Genomic DNA, 16988 nt, shown 5'->3' with positions numbered 1-16988 from the left:
GCTACCTGCCACATATGAAAACTAGCATTCATATGCGGCAACTAAATTTTTTTGGTGTGTCTATTCTGCCGCAATCGTGGACCTGTCCGCAGGGGCGGCCAGTGCGGTCCGCCGTTGCGCGGGCAGGGGTTTCGGGCGAGGGAGGGGTCGACAGGGAGAAGGAGGCACTATGGTTCGAGCGGGGTCCAAAAAGACCTATTCCGCCCCGGCGATCGAAAAGGCGTTCGAGATCATCGAGTTGCTCTCCGGTCGCCCTGAAGGCGCGCTGGTCAGCGAGATGGCCGCGGATCTGGGACGGTCGGTGGGCGAACTGTTCCGGATCGTCGTGGTGATGGAACAGCTCGGCTATCTGCGGCGCTCCGAGGTGACCGATCGCTATGCCGTTGCCTACAAGCTGCTCGACGTCGCGCTGCGCTCCACGCCGTCGCAGGACCTGGTCCGCGCGGCAATGCCCGAGATGCAGATGCTCGCGCGCGACACGGTGCAGTCCTGCCACCTGGTCGTCCCCAGCCGCGGGCACGGGCTCGTCGTGGCGCGGGAGGAATCGCCGGCAACGCGCGGTTTCGCGTTGAAAATCGGTGCCCATATCGATCTCGTGCAGAGCTGTTCGGGGCAGGTGCTGCTCGCCTTTTCCAATCTCAACCTCGCCGAGCGCATGGTGCGCGCGGCGGAGGAGGAGAAGGGCGCCGAGGTCGACCGCAGCTGGCTGGCCGATCGGCTCGCGACGGTGCGGCGGCTGGGCTATGACAGCCGCAAGAGCCCGATCACCTTTGGCGTCACCGACATCAGCTATCCGATCTTCGGCTTCGATCGCATCGTCGTGGCGGCGCTGACGATCCCGTTCCTCGCGCTGATCGACGGCTCGCAGAAGATGGACCTGGATGCCGCCCGCGAGAAATTGCGCGCCGCAACCGCGCGTATTTCGGATCGCCTGGGGTACGAACCGGGATAGGCGCGGCCGAGTGCAAACGTTCGCATATGCACGCCATGTTGCATATGCGAAAACGATATGGTCGGGGATTACTCCAGCAGTGCGGCGCCATAAGCGGGCATCGCCAGCGTGCCGCTGACGTCGGCATTGCCGATCACGTCGTGCTTGCGGCCGGCGATGGTCACCCGCACCGGCTCGGCCTTGGTGTTGACGTAGAGCGTGCGTCCCTCGACGACGCGCGCCACCACGCCCTCGGGCGTCTCGGGGCCGCGCACGATGCCGAGCGTCGGGTAGAGCGAGCGGACCAGCGGCGCGAGCAGCGCTTCCTGCGCCGCGGTCGCGAGATAGATCGCGCGGCCCTTGCCAAAGCGGTTGACCGTGATCGCCGGGCTCTTCTTCGGCGTATTGTCGAAGCTGGCGAGAATGGTGGCGCTGCTCGGCTCCAGCACTTCGTAATAGGGGTCGGTGCCGGTCATCGTCTGGCCCTGGAAGCTGACCTTGAGCGGGGTGTCCGACCGGTAGAATTCGTTGGTCCGCAGGCCGAACACGTCGGTCAGCCCGCCCGGCAGCGGCGTGCCGAACCATTTGCCGGTGGCGTCCACCTTGGCCGAATAGCCGGTCATGATCACGGTGCCGCCCGCGGCAACATAGCGGCGTACGGCCGCGCTGGTCTTCTCGTCGATCAGATAGGCGGCGGGCAGCACGACCAGCTTGTAGGCGTCGATCTTGTCGTGGCCGATATCGATCACTGCCGCATCGACATTGTCGCGGAAGAAGGGCGCGAACCCGGCCTTGGCCTGCTCGGTATAGTCGACCTTGAAATATTCCTTCATCGTGTTCGGGCCCGGGGGCGGGCTGGTCAGCCACATCGTGTCGAAGGAATAGGCGATGGCGACCTGCGGCGCCTGGTAGCGCGGGAAGCCGAGCTTGCGGAGCTTCTGGAACTCGCGCGCGATGGTGGCGAATTCGCCGACCTTCCAGGACGGACGGTCGTCATGGTCGAGCAGGCCGAACAGCGCCTGCTCCTCGCCGCCGAGGTGCGAGTTGAAGGTCCAGGCGAGGAAGGTCTGCGAATAATAGAGCAGCCCGAAATAGGCCCACATCCGCGAGCGCCCCGGCGTGCCGTAATAGCCGCCGCCGCCGGCGGTAAACTCGTTGAACCACATCGGCGTGTCATGCCCGGCGCGATTGCTCATCACGTCGAAGCCGGCACCCAGCGGATCGCCGGGGTAGAAGCCCTGTGCGCCGTAGGTGGAGACCTGGTCCCAAGAACGGAGATAGTCGAAGCCCTTGGTCCAGGCGCTCGGCCAGAAATTCGAGGCAGCGGGCAGGTTCGGTGCATTCGCCTTGCGCGAGGCCTCGAGATCCTTGAGCGCGGCGATCGTGTCGTCGGACCAGTAACGGCGCAGGTCGAGATTGCGCTCGTTCGGGCCGGGGCCCTCGCCATAGGGCAGGTCGACCTCGTCCCAGCTGTTGATCCGGCGCGACCAGCGCTGCGTCGCCCAGGCGGTGTTGAGCGCTTCGATCGTCCCGTATTTCTTCTGGAGCCAGCCGACGAAGCGCTTCTTGTCCGCCTCCGAATAGGACATCCGGCCATTGCCGATCTCATTGTCATAGCCGACCGCGATCACCGCCGGATGCTTGGCATAGCGCTGCAGCAGCTTGTCGGCGAGGCGCCGGGCGAGGCGGCGATAATCGGGATCGCTGATATTGTCCCAATAACGCGAGGCGGCATTGAGCCGCGTGCCCGCCTGGCTGACCAGATCGACGCCCGGATAGTGTTTGTGCAGCCAGATCGGCGCGGGCTGGCCGGGGATGTCGACGATCACGCGGATGCCGGCTTCGTGCATCTGGTCGAGGATCTTGTCGAACCATTCGAAGGTGAAATGGCCTTCCTGCGGCTCGAATGAATCCCAGGAGAGATCGCCCATCCGGACCATCGTGAAGCCGGCGGCCTTCATCACCGCAATGTCCTGGCGGATCTGCTCAGGGCTGCGATCGACCGGCTGGTAGCAGGTGCCGACGAACAGGTCGCCCTTGCCGGGCCATTCGGGATGGCCGGCAGCGCTCTGGGCGAGCGCCACCCCCGGCAGCGTTGTCATGGCAAGTGCAAGTGCGAGGCGCGCGGCGAGGCCGCGCTTGGAAAGGCGAGGGGTCATGGTCATTCGTCCGTCTGAAGGGTCGCCGGTCAGGCGAAGCTGATCTCGAAGGCGCTGGCGTGGCGCGTGGGCAGGCTGGCCGGCGGCGTGATCACCAGGGCCTGATCGGTCTGGCGGAAGTCGATCGCGCCGCGATGGCCGAGCAGCCGTACCTGCCGCACCCGCCGCTTCTCGTGCGGGTTGCCGCGGGCAAGCGCGGTAATCGCCACCGGCCCCTTGGGCTCGCCAAGCGTGATCGCGTAGAGCGTCTCGCCCTTGGCCGTGAAGCGGATGTCCTGCGGCGTGTAGGCGGCCTTTTCCTGAAAGGCGCCTTCCTTGGCTTCGGTCGGGCCTTCGCCATAGATGTGCCAGGGGCGGGTGCCGTGGATCGCCGGGCCGTTCGCCGCCATCCAGGGCGTCAGCTCGGTCAGCAGCTGCTCGGACGGCGGCGGCAGGCTGCCATCGGGGCGCAGCACGACGTTCAGCAGCATGTTGCCGTTCTTGGCTACGATGTCGGCCAGCATGGTGATCACTTCGTCGGTCGTTTTGTACCCGCCGACGTCGCCGGTGTAGAACCAGTCGCCGTTCGACGTGTCGGTCTGCCAGGGCAGGGGGTTGATGCCGCTCAGCACGCCGCGTTCGACGTCCTGCACGCCCCAGGCCTTGTTGAACTCGCCCGAGCCGAGCGCCTTGTGGTTGTACACCGCTTCCAGCTTGCCGCTTCGCGCGATGCTGCTGTTGTAGAGATGCGCGACCATCGACCGGCCGATCTCGCCGAACGGCACGCCGCCGTCCGAATAGAGCAGGTCGGGCTGGTAGCTGTCGACCAGGTCGCGGATGCGGGCGAACCAGTGGCGCTGATATTCCGGGTTCTTGGTGTACCAGGTGTCGGAGTCGCCCAGGAAGGGCTCGTCCCGATTGCCGTGGTAGAGATCGACGAAGCGCGGATCGGCGCCGTCATAGCGCTTACCCATCTTCGGCCAGAACTGATCGTAGAGCTGGTTCGGGTACCACCAATTGTAGCTGGCGCCGAGATGCTCGGACACTCCGAAGCGCAGGCCGCGCCGCTTGGCGGCCGCCCTGAGCTCCCCGACAATGTCGCGCTTCGGGCCCATCGCAACCGCATTCCAGCGGTGATGCCGCGACTTCCACAGGTCGAAATTGTCGTGGTGGACGCCCATGGATACTATATACTTTGCGCCGGCGGCCGCATATCGGGTGACCAGCGCCTCCGGATCGAACTGGGCTGCGGTCCAGAGGGGAATGATGTCCTTATAGCCTTTTTCGGATGGGTGGCCGTAGGTCTTGAGGTGGTGTTCGTAATGGGGGTGGCCGGGTACGTACATGAAGCGAGCGTACCAATCGCCCTGCGCCGGCACCGCCTGCGGGCCCCAATGCGCCCAGATCCCGAACTTGGCGTCGCGGTACCAGTCCGGCGTCTGATAGGTGGAAAGCGATGCGCTTGTCGGCTTGAACGGCCCCGGCGCGGCGACGGGCGTGACATCGGCACCGGCAAGCGTCTGCGCCTGCGCGCGCCCGGCGCCCTTCAACGCCATCGCGCTCGCGAACGAACCGGCCAGAATCTCGCGCTTGCTGAACTTCGTCATCCGCTCCCTCGATCCATTTTCTTGCACCCGCAAGGGAGCGCGCTGTTACCGCTAGCATATTTGCAAGCTGGTTTTCATGTGGCAAGTGTAATCTTGCGCGGCTGGCGCACCGCACAGCCGGAATGATGCAGTGAAATCGTTTTCTTTCAATCTTCAGCAACCTCTCAGCACCGGAAACCGATCATGAGCGACCGCCTGTCCGATCCTTCGCGCCGTACCGTGCTGGCGCTTGCCGCGGCCGCGCCACTGCTGCCCCAGGCGGTGCGCGCCGCGACGCCGGCGCCGGCCGATCCGGCCGTGGCACGCAGCGCGGGGCTTGCACCGCGCGAGGTGCTGCCGTTCGATACCGGCTGGCGGTTCGCGTTGGGCCATGGCAGCGATCCGGCCAAGGATTTCGATTTCGGCTATGGACAGAGCGACTTCGCCAAGACCGGCGACTTCAAGCTGGCGACGACCGATTTCGACGATAGCGACTGGCGCGCGCTGGACCTGCCGCACGACTGGGCGGTGGAGCTGCCCTTCGTCCATGACGATCGCGGCAATGGCGATGCCAACAGCCGCAGCCATGGCTACAAGCCGCTCGGCCGGCGGTATCCGGAGACGAGCATCGGCTGGTACCGCCGCCGCTTCGACGTGCCGGCAAGCGATCGCGGACGCCGCACCTGGATCGAGTTCGACGGCGCGATGCGCGACGTCATCCTGTGGGTGAACGGCTGCTATATCGGTCGCCACAATGACGGCTACACCCCGTTTCGCTTCGACCTGAGCGACTTCCTGCATTATGGCGGCGACAACGTCATTGTCGTGCGCGTCGATGCGTCGCTGGGCGATGGCTGGTTCTACGAAGGCGCGGGGCTCTACCGGCACGTCTGGCTGGCCAAGCATGACGCGGTACATTTCGGCAAATGGGAAAGCGTGGTGCGCGCGACGCCCGAGGGGAAGGGCGCGACGCTCGACCTTGCCACGGTGATCGCCAACGAGAGCGACGCTGCCCAGCAGGCGGTGGTCGAGTGGACCATCGCCGACGCGACCGGCGAGGTGGTCGCGCGCGCTTCCGCGCCGGCCGTCACCGTGGCGGCGGGCGGCACCATCGAGAGCCAGGTGCGCGCGACACTGCCCGCGGCGACGCGGTGGTCGACGGAGACGCCGGCGCTGTACACCGCCACCGCCCGGCTGGCGGCCGGTGGCAGCGTGCGCGACGCCGATCGCGTGACCTTCGGCGTCCGCAGCTTCCGCTTCGACGCCGATCACGGCTTCTTCCTCAACGACAAGCCGATGAAACTGCAGGGCACCTGCAACCACCAGGACCATGCCGGGGTCGGCGCGGCGCTCCCCGACGCGATCCAGCGCTACCGGCTGAACGTGCTGCGCGAGATGGGCTGCAATGCGGTGCGCACCACCCACAATATGCCGACGCCCGAATGGGTGGAGGAGTGCGACCGCGCCGGCGTGCTGGTGATGTGCGAGGCGCGCCAGCTGAGCTCGAACCCCGAGGCGATGGCGCAGCTCGAGGTGATGGTGAAGCGGTTCCGCAATTCGCCTTCGGTCATCCTCTGGTCGATCGGCAACGAGGAATGGCTGCTGCAGAAGAAGATGGCAGAGCAGGGCAAGCCGATCGCCACCGCCATGGTGCGCCGCTGCCATGCGCTGGATCCCACCCGGCCGGTCTCGGCGGCGGTGAACGACGACAACGAACAGGGCGTCAGCGATCCGCTCGACATCATCGGCTTCAACTATCACCAGGAATATCCCGAAGCCTATCACGCCAAGCACCCGACCCGGCCGATCTACGGCTCCGAGACGTCCAGCGCGATCTCGACGCGCGGCGAATATAGCAGCGACAAGACGCGCAACACGGTCAACAGCTATGACGGCGTGGTGGGCTGGGGGAAGACGCCCGAGGATTGGTGGAAGCTCTATGGCGGCAAGGAATGGTCCGCCGGCGGCTTCGCCTGGACGGGTTTCGATTATCGCGGCGAGCCGACGCCCTATGGCTGGCCGTCGATCAATTCGCAGTTCGGCATTGTCGACATGTGCGGCTTCCCCAAGGACTATTATTACTACTACCGCGCCTGGTGGCGCGCCGAGCCGTCACTGCACCTGTTCCCGCACTGGAACTGGGAAGGTCGTGAAGGCGAGACGGTGTCGGTCTGGGTCTATTCGAACTGCGACACGGTCGAACTGCTGGTCAACGGCCGCAGCATGGGCACCCAATCGGTGCCGCCGCTCGGGCACCTCGAATGGAAGGTACCGTACCAGCCGGGCGCGATCGAGGCACGCGGGCGCAAGGGCGGGCGGGTGCTGACCGAGCGGCGCGAGACCACCGGACCGGGCCGCACGATCCGGCTGACCGCGGACCGAACCACCATCCAGGGCGACGGCCGCGACGTGGCGATGCTCAAGGCGGAACTGCTCGACGCGCGCGGGCGCCCGATCCCGACGGCGATGGACAAGCTGGCGTTCACGATTCAGGGCCCCGGCGCGATCATCGGCGTCGGCAATGGCGACCCGAACTGCCTGGAAAGCGACAAGGAGCCGCGCCGCTCGCTGTTCAACGGGCTGGCGCAGGTGATCGTCCAGTCCACGGGACGACCGGGGACGATCACCGTTTCCGCCGTTGCCGACGGCCCGCGTGCCGAACCGCTGCTGCCCGGCAAAATCCTGGTGCGGGCGGCCCGCCCCGGTATCTGAACGGCGGCGCGACACCCGCCGGGCGTGGCGCCCGGCGGGTGCGAGACCGGCCGATGTCAGGAGCGGCGACCGTGTATCGGCCGCCGGCAGCGCGCGAACGAAAGGCCCGTCAGCGCTCGACCTTCAGGCCGATTGCGATGTCGCTGTCGGGCAGGGCGGGCAGCGTTACGAGCAGCGCATCGCCGGTCTGCCGCCAGCGGAGCGGCTCGGGATAGCCGAGCAGCGCGACCTGCCGGATCGCCCCTGCCGTGGCGCTGCCCAGCGACCGGATCGTCAATTCGGACCCGCCTTCGGGAACGGTCATGCAATACGCATAGATCGCGCCGTTCTTGCCCTGGGTGAAGCGGAAGTCCTGCGCGCCGAACCTATCCTCTACCTGGCGGGCGCCGAGCGCCCCGCCCGTGGCGACCTTGAGCTTGCCGTCCACCTGCTGGCCCTCGCCGAGCACCTGCCAGGCACTGCTGCCGTAGATGCCCTCGCCATGCACGCGCATCCAGCGGCCGATGCGCTTGAGCATGGTAACGCATTCGGCGTCCAGCGAACCGTCCGGGCGCTGGGGAATGCACACCGCGCAGGCGCCGTCCCGCGACGCCGTCTCCAGCAGATAGCGCACGACGGTGCCCGGATCGTAGACGAAGCCGGGGCCGTAGAACCAGTCGCCGACGGCGGTTTCGCCGACCCAGGGCTGGTCGCGCTTGATCTCCTCCGGGAAGCTGCCCTCATGGGTACGCACCACGCCCTTGGTCGGCGGGCGGAACTTGACGATGCTGAACGTATCCACCTTGCCGCGGCGCTGTAGGCTGCGATTATAGTAATGGGCGATGACCCGCTGCATCGCATCGTTGCTCGCGCCGGTGCCGCTGTTGAAGCCGGTGAACGGCTTGTTGCTGTCGCCGTCGGTATAGATGAAGTCGGGGTCGTATTTCTCGATCGCGTCCATGATGCGATAGGCCCACCAGGTCGCGTACCAGCGCGCATAGGCCTGGTGGTTCTGGAAGATGCCGCCGGGCGGCGCCCAGCGGGTGTCCAGGCCCTTATATTCGCGCAGGTTGATCGTGTAGAGCATGCGCGGATCATAGCCGTCCCACCAGGTGCCCTTGCCGTCGGCCTTGGTGAGATGCGCGTCATAGGGCACGCCCGCCTTGGGGCCGGTCTTGTCGGCACCGAACGCGGTCTGCCACCACCACCAGGTATATTCGTGGTGGAAGGTGATGCCATAGCGGATGCCGGCGGCGCGGGCCGCCTTGGTCCATTCGCCGATCAGATCGCGCTTGGGCCCGAGATTGACTGCGTTCCACTTCTGGTAGCGCGAATCCCAATTGTCGAAATTGTCGTGGTGCACACCGAGCAGGAACAGGAAGCGCGCGCCGGCTTCCTCATAGAGCTTGATCAGCGCGGCGGGATCCAGCTTGTCCGGGTTCCACTGGCGCAGCACCTCCTTGTATCCGACCTCCGACGGATGGCCGAAATTCTTGAGGTGGCTCTTATACTGGGCGCCGAAGCGGCCGCTCTGGTCGTACATCCGCTTGGCGTACCAGTCGCCCGCATTGCCCGACGACTGCGCACCGAAATGCACCCAGATGCCGAACTTCGCCTCGCGCAGCCAGGCGATGTCGTCCGTGGGATAGTTGCGGATGATCGACTGCCAGTCCCCCGCATAGGGGCCGTCGGCGATCGGGAAATCTAGCTTGGTCTCGGGCCATTTGGCCGGATCGGCCATCGTCACCGATTCCTCGGGCCGCGCAGGGGCGAGCGGCGGCATCGGCGGCAGCACCGGCATGCGCCACTGTACCTTCGCCTTGGCCGCGACCGGTGCGGCGGCCAGCACCGCGAGCGATGCGCCCGCGCCGCCCAGCGCCGCCCGGCGCGAGAAGGTGATGGTGGAGAGGGGACGAGACATCATGGCTTCCTTCATTTCCAATGCGGCCGGATCGGACAGAGCGACGATGCCGCGGCCCGGGAGCGGCGGCATCGTGCGGGTGCCTTACAGCTTCAGCCGGAACCCGGCGGTGAAGCGGCGGCCGGTAAAGGCCTCGGTCACGAGCAAGCCGAAGCTGTTTTCCTGATACGACTTGACGTCGAACAGGTTGGACACGTCGAACGTCGCCGACAAGCGGTTTGAAATCGTCACGTCCGCCGAAGCGTCCACCTGGCCATAGGTACGCGTGAAGCTGCCGTCGCCGAACGTGCCGCCGCCCGACGAGAAGCGGCCACGATAGGTGTAGGAACCGCGCAGCCCCACCCCCCATTTCTGCACATAGGCGCCGATATTGTAGTTGTTGCGCGCAACCCCATCGAGCGGGAATGCGCGGCCGCCCTGGCGGCGCGGGAATTTGGGTGCGTCGATCAGGGTGTAGCTGCCGAACATGCCGAGCCAATCCAGCGAGTCGCTGAAATACTGGAACGGCAGCTGCGCCGCGACTTCGACGCCCTTGATGTCGCCATTGGCGAGATTGAGCGACTGGTTGCGCCGGAATTCGAGCGTCGCGGTACCGCCGGTGCGATATTGGACCGTGAGCAGCTGGCTGGTCTGCCCGGACAGGACATAGTCGGACAGGTGCTTGTAGAAGCCGGCGATCGACAGCAGCCCGCCGCGCGGCAGATAATATTCCAGCGACAGGTCCAGCTGGTCGGACTTGTACGGCGACAGCGAGGGATTGCCCGAGTTGATCGATCGCGTGTTGGCATCGACGCTCGTCCCGGCCGACAGATCGCCAAGGCCCGGGCGGCCGATGACGCGCGCCGCGGCGAAGCGTGCGACGAATTGCGGCGTGAGATTGTAGCGCAGGTTGAGGCTGGGGAGCCAGGACGCGTAGCGCGACTTGACCAGCACGGCATCCGCGGTCGGGATCGTCGTCGTCACGCGATCCGCCTCGACGATCAGCCCGTTCAGGTCGGGCGAGAGGCCGGCCGAGGTCGTCCGGGTGCGGAGATAGCGCAGCCCGATATTGCCGGAGAGCTTGTCGTCCGACGTGGCGAAATCGGCGCGCGCATAGGCCGCGATGCTCTTCTCGCCCACGTCGAAGCCTGATCCGGGCTGCGGGGTGATGTCCTGATCCTCGAAATAGGTCTGCCGGGACAGCAACTGTCCGAACTTGCCCTGATCCACCACCAGCAGTTGCGGCGCATTGCTGAGCCCCGACAGGTCCGTCGGGCGGAGGAAGCCCGAAGCCGGGATGCCGCCGCTGCCCTCCACTCCGGGCGTGACGGTAAGCGTGCCGTTGGACAGCGCCGCCAGCTGGTCGGCGGTGAGCACCTTGTATGCGGACGTGTTGGTGAAGCGGCGGTCGTTATAATAGGCGCCGACCTTCAGCCGGCGGAAGAACCCTTCGCCCAGTTCATAGCCCAGGTCGATCCGCCCCTCATAGTTGCGGTCGTTGCGGGTGAAGGCCTGGATGTCCTCGTTGGTGAGATAGAAATTGGCCGGATCGAGCTGGTTGAAGCCCCGGTTGAACACCACCTGCGGCGCGGTGCCGATGCCGTCGGGATAGGATACTTCGGCGGATGCGCGCGCCTGCGCGGCGAGCCCGAACGTCCGAGTGGTGTTGGTCGCCTTGAAATAGGAACCTTCCGCCTGCACCGAGAAGCGGCCGCTGCGCCACTTCACGCCTTGCGCGATCGAGAAAAGGTCGACCTTGCTCTCGTCGCCGCGCGAAATCGCCTGGAGGCTGATCCCGTCGGCATCGAGCCGGGTGAGGAAGCCCGCGCTGCCCGTGCCGAGCAAGCTGTTGTAATCGGTGACGATCGTGCTGCCGCGCACGCCGTAATTGCCGCCCGCGAACATCGGCGAGATGTCGGTGAACCGGGTCTGCGCGCGATCGGTGGTCGATTGGTTCTTGAGCTGGCTGTAGAATAGGTCGCCGTAGAGCTCGAGATCGCCGCCCGGCTTCCACTGATAGCCGCCGATCGCGGTCAGGCGATCACGCCGCGCATCGAGCACCGAATAATCGGCGCCGTGGGTAAAGCTGTAGGTGTCGTTGGTGTCGCCATCCACGTTGTAGTCGACGGGCGGGGACTTGCCGCCGGCGATCGCCGTTCCCGAGGCATCGAACAGCGGGGCTTCGCGGCTGGTCTCCGCGCCATAGGTCGTCACCTGCTTGGTGCGGAACTTGCGCCGCTCGAACGCGACGCCGGCATTGACGCCGAAGGTGCCGGACGCGTTGACCCAGTTGCCGAGCACCGCGACGCGCGGCGTGACGTTGCCGCGATTGGGCTCGTACACGCCCTCTGCCGACGCGCTCAGCGTCGTCTTGCCGATGTCGAGCGGGCGCGCGCTGCGCACGTCGACGGTGCCGGACAGGCCACCTTCGATCATGTCCGCGCTGGGCGATTTGCGTACCTCGACCGCGCTGGTGAACAGCGCCGAGAACGCAGTGAAGTCGAATGAACGCGTCCCGCCGCTGCCGAGGGTGCGGCCGTTATACTGCACGCGGGTGAATTCGCTGGGCAAGCCGCGGATCGAGACGCTGGAGCCTTCGCCCGCGGACCGCGTGATCTGGACGCCGGTGATGCGCTGGAGCGACTCGGCCAGATTCTGATCGGGAAACTGGCCGATATCCTCGGCCGAGATGGTGTCGCTGATCACGTCCGACCGCCGCTTGATCTCGGCCGCATTGTCGAGCGAACGGCGGAAACCGGTGACGACGATCTCCTCCTGGGCGGGCGCGGCATCGACGGCCTTGGCCGCTTCATTGCTGCCGCTCGCCTGCTGTGCGCTCGCCGCGGCAGGCAGCATCAGCAGCGTCAAGGCCAGCGCGGTGCTGGAGCGATATTGGCGCATCTTGGTCATTTGTCCTCTCCCGAGCGTGCTTGCTTGGACCGGCACCGCAGGGATCGGACGCGGCGGCAGAAACGACAGCAAGGCATTTATTTGCTCGGAGTTTTTAGGATGCACTTTTACAAATGACAACCACATTTCGCAGATAAACTCTAAGATCGGCCAACCCGGAGCGACGAGCGCTGGCGGGCGCGGGAAGGCAGCTCCGCGAGTACCCCCGGGAGCGCAGGAATTTATGAGAAATAACAAGGCATAAGCGGCGAGGCGCCAGGGGCGGGTTTCAGATTCCCGGCTGGTCGTGAAGCCCTCGACTGTGGGATTGTGCGATCTGGTTTTTGCCGGGTACTAGGCGTGGTGGCCACGGTGCCGGGCAGGGCGGGAACCGGTGCAATGTCGAGGGGCGCGGGGACCGCAGGCGCGAATAAGCCGGCGCACTCGTCGTCCGGGGCGGCCCGGTCGGAGAACCGGGATACGATCGCTGCAACCGGCTGGCGCATCCGCGCTAGCTCGCCGGCCGCGCCGATCGACGACTCGGTTTCGGCGTGAAAAGAGGCGAGGGCAGGCGAGGGCGCCCTGTGCTCAGCCTCTCGTCGGGACGATCCTTGGCAAGCGCCTGATGGGTTCCACAGTGATGCGGCGGAACCAGGTTTCCGCACCTTCGGATTGCAGCTGGATCCGGCCATGGGTCAGCGGCGTGCGCTTCCCGTCGGGGCCGATCACGGCCAGGTCGCGGGCCTCGGCGACGGGAACGCCGTTGACGACATGCACCGCCCGATCGCGCAGCACGTACAGGTCGAGCACGTTCCATTGGCCTTCTGGCTTCTCGGCATCGACGGCAGCCTCTACGTTCCAGGTGGGGGTGCCGTTGATCATGTCGACCACGCGCCCGTCGGTGCGGAACCGCAGGTGCGGCGCGATCAGCGTGTCGTCGAAGGCGACATTGGTGTGGGCGCGGAGCGCCTTGCCCACCATCACCAGCATGCCGGTCGAGCCCTTCATGATCTCGAACTCGACGGAGGGCTGCCAGGTGCCGAACACTTCACCCGGCCGGCCATGGGTGTGGTAGAGCAGGCCGTTGTTCGGCGGCAGCGTCGCGCGCGGTGCCCAGCGCTTGGCCCCCCATTTGAATTCGAGCCGCAGATGATAGTCGCGCAGGTCGGCGCGGTGCACCAGGCTGCCCCAGGTCTCGCCCTTCACCCAGATCGCGGGCTCGCCGTCGATGGTGCGCACCGCGAAATCACCGCTGGTGTCCCGCGACGTGCCGATCGGCGTCGCAGCCGGATCGCCCTTGTAGGTGATGCCGGGATCCGCATAGCCCAGCCAAGGCTGCCAACCGTCCAGCGACTTGCCGTCGAACAGCCGGACGCGCGGCCCGGCCGGCGTGGGTAGATCCACCAGCATGAGCCGCTGCGGCGCCGCGCTGGTCTCGCCGGCAAGCGCGCGGGCGACGTCCTTGGAGTCCTGGCCGCCGGCCGCCAATGGCAGCGAAAGCAGAAGGGCGAGCGTACGGAGCATCAGGGGCATCCTTGGTCGGCGAGGGGGAATAGTGGCTGGTCGAGCCTAGCGCTTCGGAGAGCATGGGCAAGGGATCGTCCGCCCGTGCAATCCGAAGCGCCGATCGCCTCAGCGTGCCAGCGGCTCCAGCCGCAGCAACAGCACGTCGTTGGTCTGGAGCGCTATCGGCACGCTGAGCGTACCGGAGCGCGGCACGGTGACCGTTTCGTCGCGCTCGGGCAGGTCGCGGGTCAGGCGCTGGAGCGCGGCGACCTGCGTGTCGGTCAGCGCCTTCGGCATGTTGAGGTCGATATAGGCCGAGAACGCGTCGTTGTGGCGATAGCCGGTGCGGAACAGCCGCAGCTTGTAGCGCCCGGGGCGCAGGTGCGCCAATTGCACCGTGGCGGGTGGCGCCGCCTTGGCGGGCACGAGCTTGCTGTAGAAGGAGCGGTTGCTCGTCGGCTGGTCGGGCTGGTGCCAGTCCCACAGCACCACCGCCAGCTTCGCGCCGTCGGCGGCGGCGATGCTGTGCGGGTCGCCGGTCGGCACCTCGCGGCCGTGCAGCGCGTCGAGATATTTATAGGCGAACCAGGCCGGCTTTCGGATCCCTTGCGGGTTCATCAGCCCGAAGCCGCCTTCGAACGGCGCGGTGGGCGGGCCGGGCTCCTCGAACAGGTCGCTGAAGGTCCAGTAGCTCATGCCCTGCGCGATGCCCTGCACCGCCTTGAGCTTGGTGAGGATATAGGCCGCGCTCACATAGGAATCGTGGACGAGGTCGCGCGGCGTGTAGCTGGTGCTCCACTCGGTAAAATAGAGCGGCAGATTGGGGAAGGCCGAGGCGGCGATCTGCTGGCGGACGTTGCGCACGTCGCCGACGATCGCGTCGGGCGAGGGGGAGAGCTTGGTATCCTGCTTGCCCTGCTCGTCGAGAAAGCCGCCTTCGACGCCATAGGTGTGCGTCGTCACGAAATCGACCGGCGTGCCGCGCTTGTGCATGTCGGCCAGGAACTCGGGTACCCAGGCCGCGCCGGCAGTGGAGGGGCCGCCGACGCGCAGCGTCGGGTCCACCGCCTTGATGGCGCGGGCGCTGGCGTCATAGAGGTCGAAATAGGCCGCCTTGTCGGCCTTCTCCCAGAAGCCGTCGAGATTGGGTTCGTTCCAAACCTCGAAGAACCAGCTGCGCACCTCGTCCCGGCCGTAGCGCGCCTGCGCGTGGCGGATGAAGGCGGTGAGCAGGTCGCGCCAGGCGCCCAGCTCCGGATGCGAGGTGTTGCCCTTCCAGTAGAAGATCGAATTGTCCGAGGTCTTCAGCGCCTCGGGCGTGAAGCCGAGCTCGACGAACGGCTTCAGCCCGCGTGCGCGCAGCTTGTCGTACAGCGCGTCGATGCCGGTCCAGTCATAGCTGATCTTGCCGTTCTCGCGCTTCACCGTGCCGAGCACGTCGTGGAAGATCGCGTGGAAGCGGACATAGCGGAAGCCGAGCTCGTCATGCGCCGCTTTCAGCTGGGCCATGGAATCGTCGCGGCGCAGCGTGCCGGGATAGTCCGATCCGATCGACAGGTCGAAGAACCGGTCGACCGGCGCCTTGGCGGTCGCAACGTCGACGCGAACGGTGCGGGGGGCGGTCTGCGCCAGCAGGGGCGAGGCGGCGAGCCCCAGCAACAGCCCGGCGGCAGCGGTCGTGAAATGCGTGCGCTTCAAGAGAGTGTCTCCCCATTCTGGTATCGGCATGGTGTCACGCGTCTCACGCCGCATCTGCGCGGCAGGTTCGAGCGACGAAATGGTCGTGCGCGGGTAGCCGCGGCAGTGCGGTCGTAAGCGCCGCCCGGCGGGCATCGAACGCGTGCTGCAGGGCATCCAGCGCCGGACGGTCGGCGGCGGGATCGTGGCCGCGCGGCATGCGGCCCTGGCCGAGCAGCACCGCCACCCAGCTCGCCTCGCCATGCGATTCGAGCTCGTAGAGCGGCACCCGCGCGCTCGCGTCCCACAAGGCGAGCTTGTGGGCCAGGCTATCCGGCACCGCCATCGCCGCCATGTCCCGCCAGAAGGGTTCGGGCCTGCGGCTGATGCAGTAATGCGCGATCAGGAAGTCGCGGATCCGCGCATATTCGCCGATCGTCTCGCGGTTATATTCGGCGACGATCGCGGGGTCGGCGCGCCCGGCGCTGGGCAGCAGCTCGGCGAGCCGCGCGAGGCCGGTCTGGACCAACTGGAGGCTGGTGGATTCGAGCGGCTCCAGGAACCCCGCCGCCAGCCCGATCGCAACCACGTTATGCGCCCAGAACCGTTCGCGGCGGCCGGTGGTGAAGCGCAAGAGGCGGGGGTCGCCGATCGCGTCGCCGTCGAGGTTGGCCGCCAGCTGCGCGGCGGCTTCGTCGTCGGGGAGATAGGCGCTGCTATAGACCAGCCCGTTGCCGGTGCGGTGCTGGAGCGGGATCCGCCACTGCCAGCCCACGGCATGCGCGGTGGAGCGCGTGAAGGGCGTGAAGCGACCGGCGCGGGTGCAGCCCTGCGCCAATGCGCGATCGGCGGGCAGCCAGTGCGACCAATCGACGAACTTCGTGTCCAGCGCGTCGCCCAGCAGGCGGCTGGCGAAGCCGGTGCAGTCGATGAACAGGTCGGCTTCAATCCGCCGATCCCCGTCGAGCTGGAGCGCGGTCAGGTCGCCCGTCTCCGGATCGCGGTCGGCGTGGAGGATGCGGCCCTCGATCCGGGTGACGCCGCGCGCCTCGGCATAGCCGCGCAGCAGCCGGGCGTAGAGGCCGGCATCGAAATGATAGGCGTAGCGATATTGCGCCGCTTCGCCGCGCAGCGCCTCGGGCGGCGCGAAACGATCTTCGGCGGCGGCGCACGCCGGCATCGACCAGTCGTCGATGGGGTCGGTGATGCGGCCGGCGGCGCGCAGGCGGTGCCAATGGTGGTGCGGAGCGATGCCCTCGATCGGCGGGCCGAAGTCGCCAAATCCGTGGAAGTGGCGGTTGTCGGTCGCGCCCCAGCCGACGAACTCGATGCCGAGCTTGAAGCTGCCCTGCGTCGCCGCGACGAAGTCGGGCTCGTGCAGGCCGAGCAGGCGGTTGAAATCCTGGAGGATCGGCACGGTGGCCTCGCCGACGCCGATCGTGCCGATCGCCTCGGATTCGACCAGCGTGATCTGCGTGTCCGGCGCAGGCCGCAGCCGCGCGAACAGCGCCGCCGCCATCCACCCGGCACTGCCGCCACCCGCGATCAGGACTTGCTGGGCCACCACGCCACCCTCTCGGTTCAAAGATCCGTGCGGCCGAGCTTGGGCGCGATCCGCGGTCGATAGAATATGCCCCCGGATACCATGCGGTACCGGGGGCAGGAGGATG

Annotated in this window: 9 protein-coding genes; 2 read left to right on the top strand and 7 right to left on the bottom strand. The window is 66.8% G+C overall.

Annotated elements, in window-relative coordinates:
- Positions 1–169 precede the first annotated feature (169 nt).
- Entirely contained in the window at positions 170–952 is a 783-nt protein-coding gene (locus tag BM009_RS20680; RefSeq protein WP_093299137.1) for an IclR family transcriptional regulator, read from the top strand.
- 68 nt (positions 953–1020) lie between these two features.
- On the opposite strand, the gene BM009_RS20675 is transcribed toward BM009_RS20680, so the two are convergent.
- Together BM009_RS20675 and BM009_RS20670 are read right to left on the bottom strand one after the other, a co-directional pair.
- Entirely contained in the window at positions 1021–3090 is a 2070-nt protein-coding gene (locus tag BM009_RS20675; protein WP_254772389.1) for a beta-galactosidase, read from the bottom strand.
- Between the two features lie 29 nt (positions 3091–3119).
- Positions 3120–4676 (bottom strand): alpha-L-fucosidase, encoded by a 1557-nt coding sequence (locus BM009_RS20670; RefSeq protein WP_093299132.1) that lies wholly within the window; start codon positions 4674–4676, stop codon positions 3120–3122.
- 183 nt (positions 4677–4859) lie between these two features.
- On the opposite strand from BM009_RS20670, the gene galA reads away from it, so the two are divergent.
- Complete coding sequence (gene galA / locus BM009_RS20665; RefSeq protein ID WP_093299130.1) at positions 4860–7367, top strand: beta-galactosidase GalA; 2508 nt, start codon at positions 4860–4862, stop codon at positions 7365–7367.
- A gap of 109 nt (positions 7368–7476) precedes the next feature.
- Here galA and BM009_RS20660 read toward each other — a convergent pair whose 3' ends face one another.
- The 5 genes from BM009_RS20660 to BM009_RS20640 form a co-directional block, all read right to left on the bottom strand.
- A complete protein-coding gene (locus BM009_RS20660) occupies positions 7477–9339 on the bottom strand; it encodes an alpha-L-fucosidase (protein WP_217644237.1) in 1863 nt (620 codons plus the stop codon).
- 12 nt (positions 9340–9351) lie between these two features.
- On the bottom strand, positions 9352–12156 hold the full coding sequence (locus tag BM009_RS20655; RefSeq protein WP_175488149.1) for a TonB-dependent receptor: 2805 nt from the start codon (positions 12154–12156) through the stop codon (positions 9352–9354).
- A gap of 567 nt (positions 12157–12723) precedes the next feature.
- Positions 12724–13659, bottom strand: a complete 936-nt coding sequence (locus BM009_RS20650; RefSeq protein WP_093299125.1) for a 3-keto-disaccharide hydrolase — start codon at positions 13657–13659, stop codon at positions 12724–12726.
- 108 nt (positions 13660–13767) lie between these two features.
- Positions 13768–15339: a GH39 family glycosyl hydrolase gene (locus tag BM009_RS20645; protein WP_254772388.1), complete on the bottom strand. Its 1572-nt coding sequence runs from the start codon at positions 15337–15339 to the stop codon at positions 13768–13770.
- A gap of 43 nt (positions 15340–15382) precedes the next feature.
- Positions 15383–16882: a tryptophan halogenase family protein gene (locus tag BM009_RS20640; protein WP_093299268.1), complete on the bottom strand. Its 1500-nt coding sequence runs from the start codon at positions 16880–16882 to the stop codon at positions 15383–15385.
- Between the last annotated feature and the right edge of the window lie 106 nt (positions 16883–16988).

Source organism: Sphingomonas sp. NFR04 (assembly GCF_900114095.1).
Classification (GTDB): domain Bacteria; phylum Pseudomonadota; class Alphaproteobacteria; order Sphingomonadales; family Sphingomonadaceae; genus Sphingomonas.
This window is presented reverse-complemented; position numbering and strand designations above follow the sequence as displayed.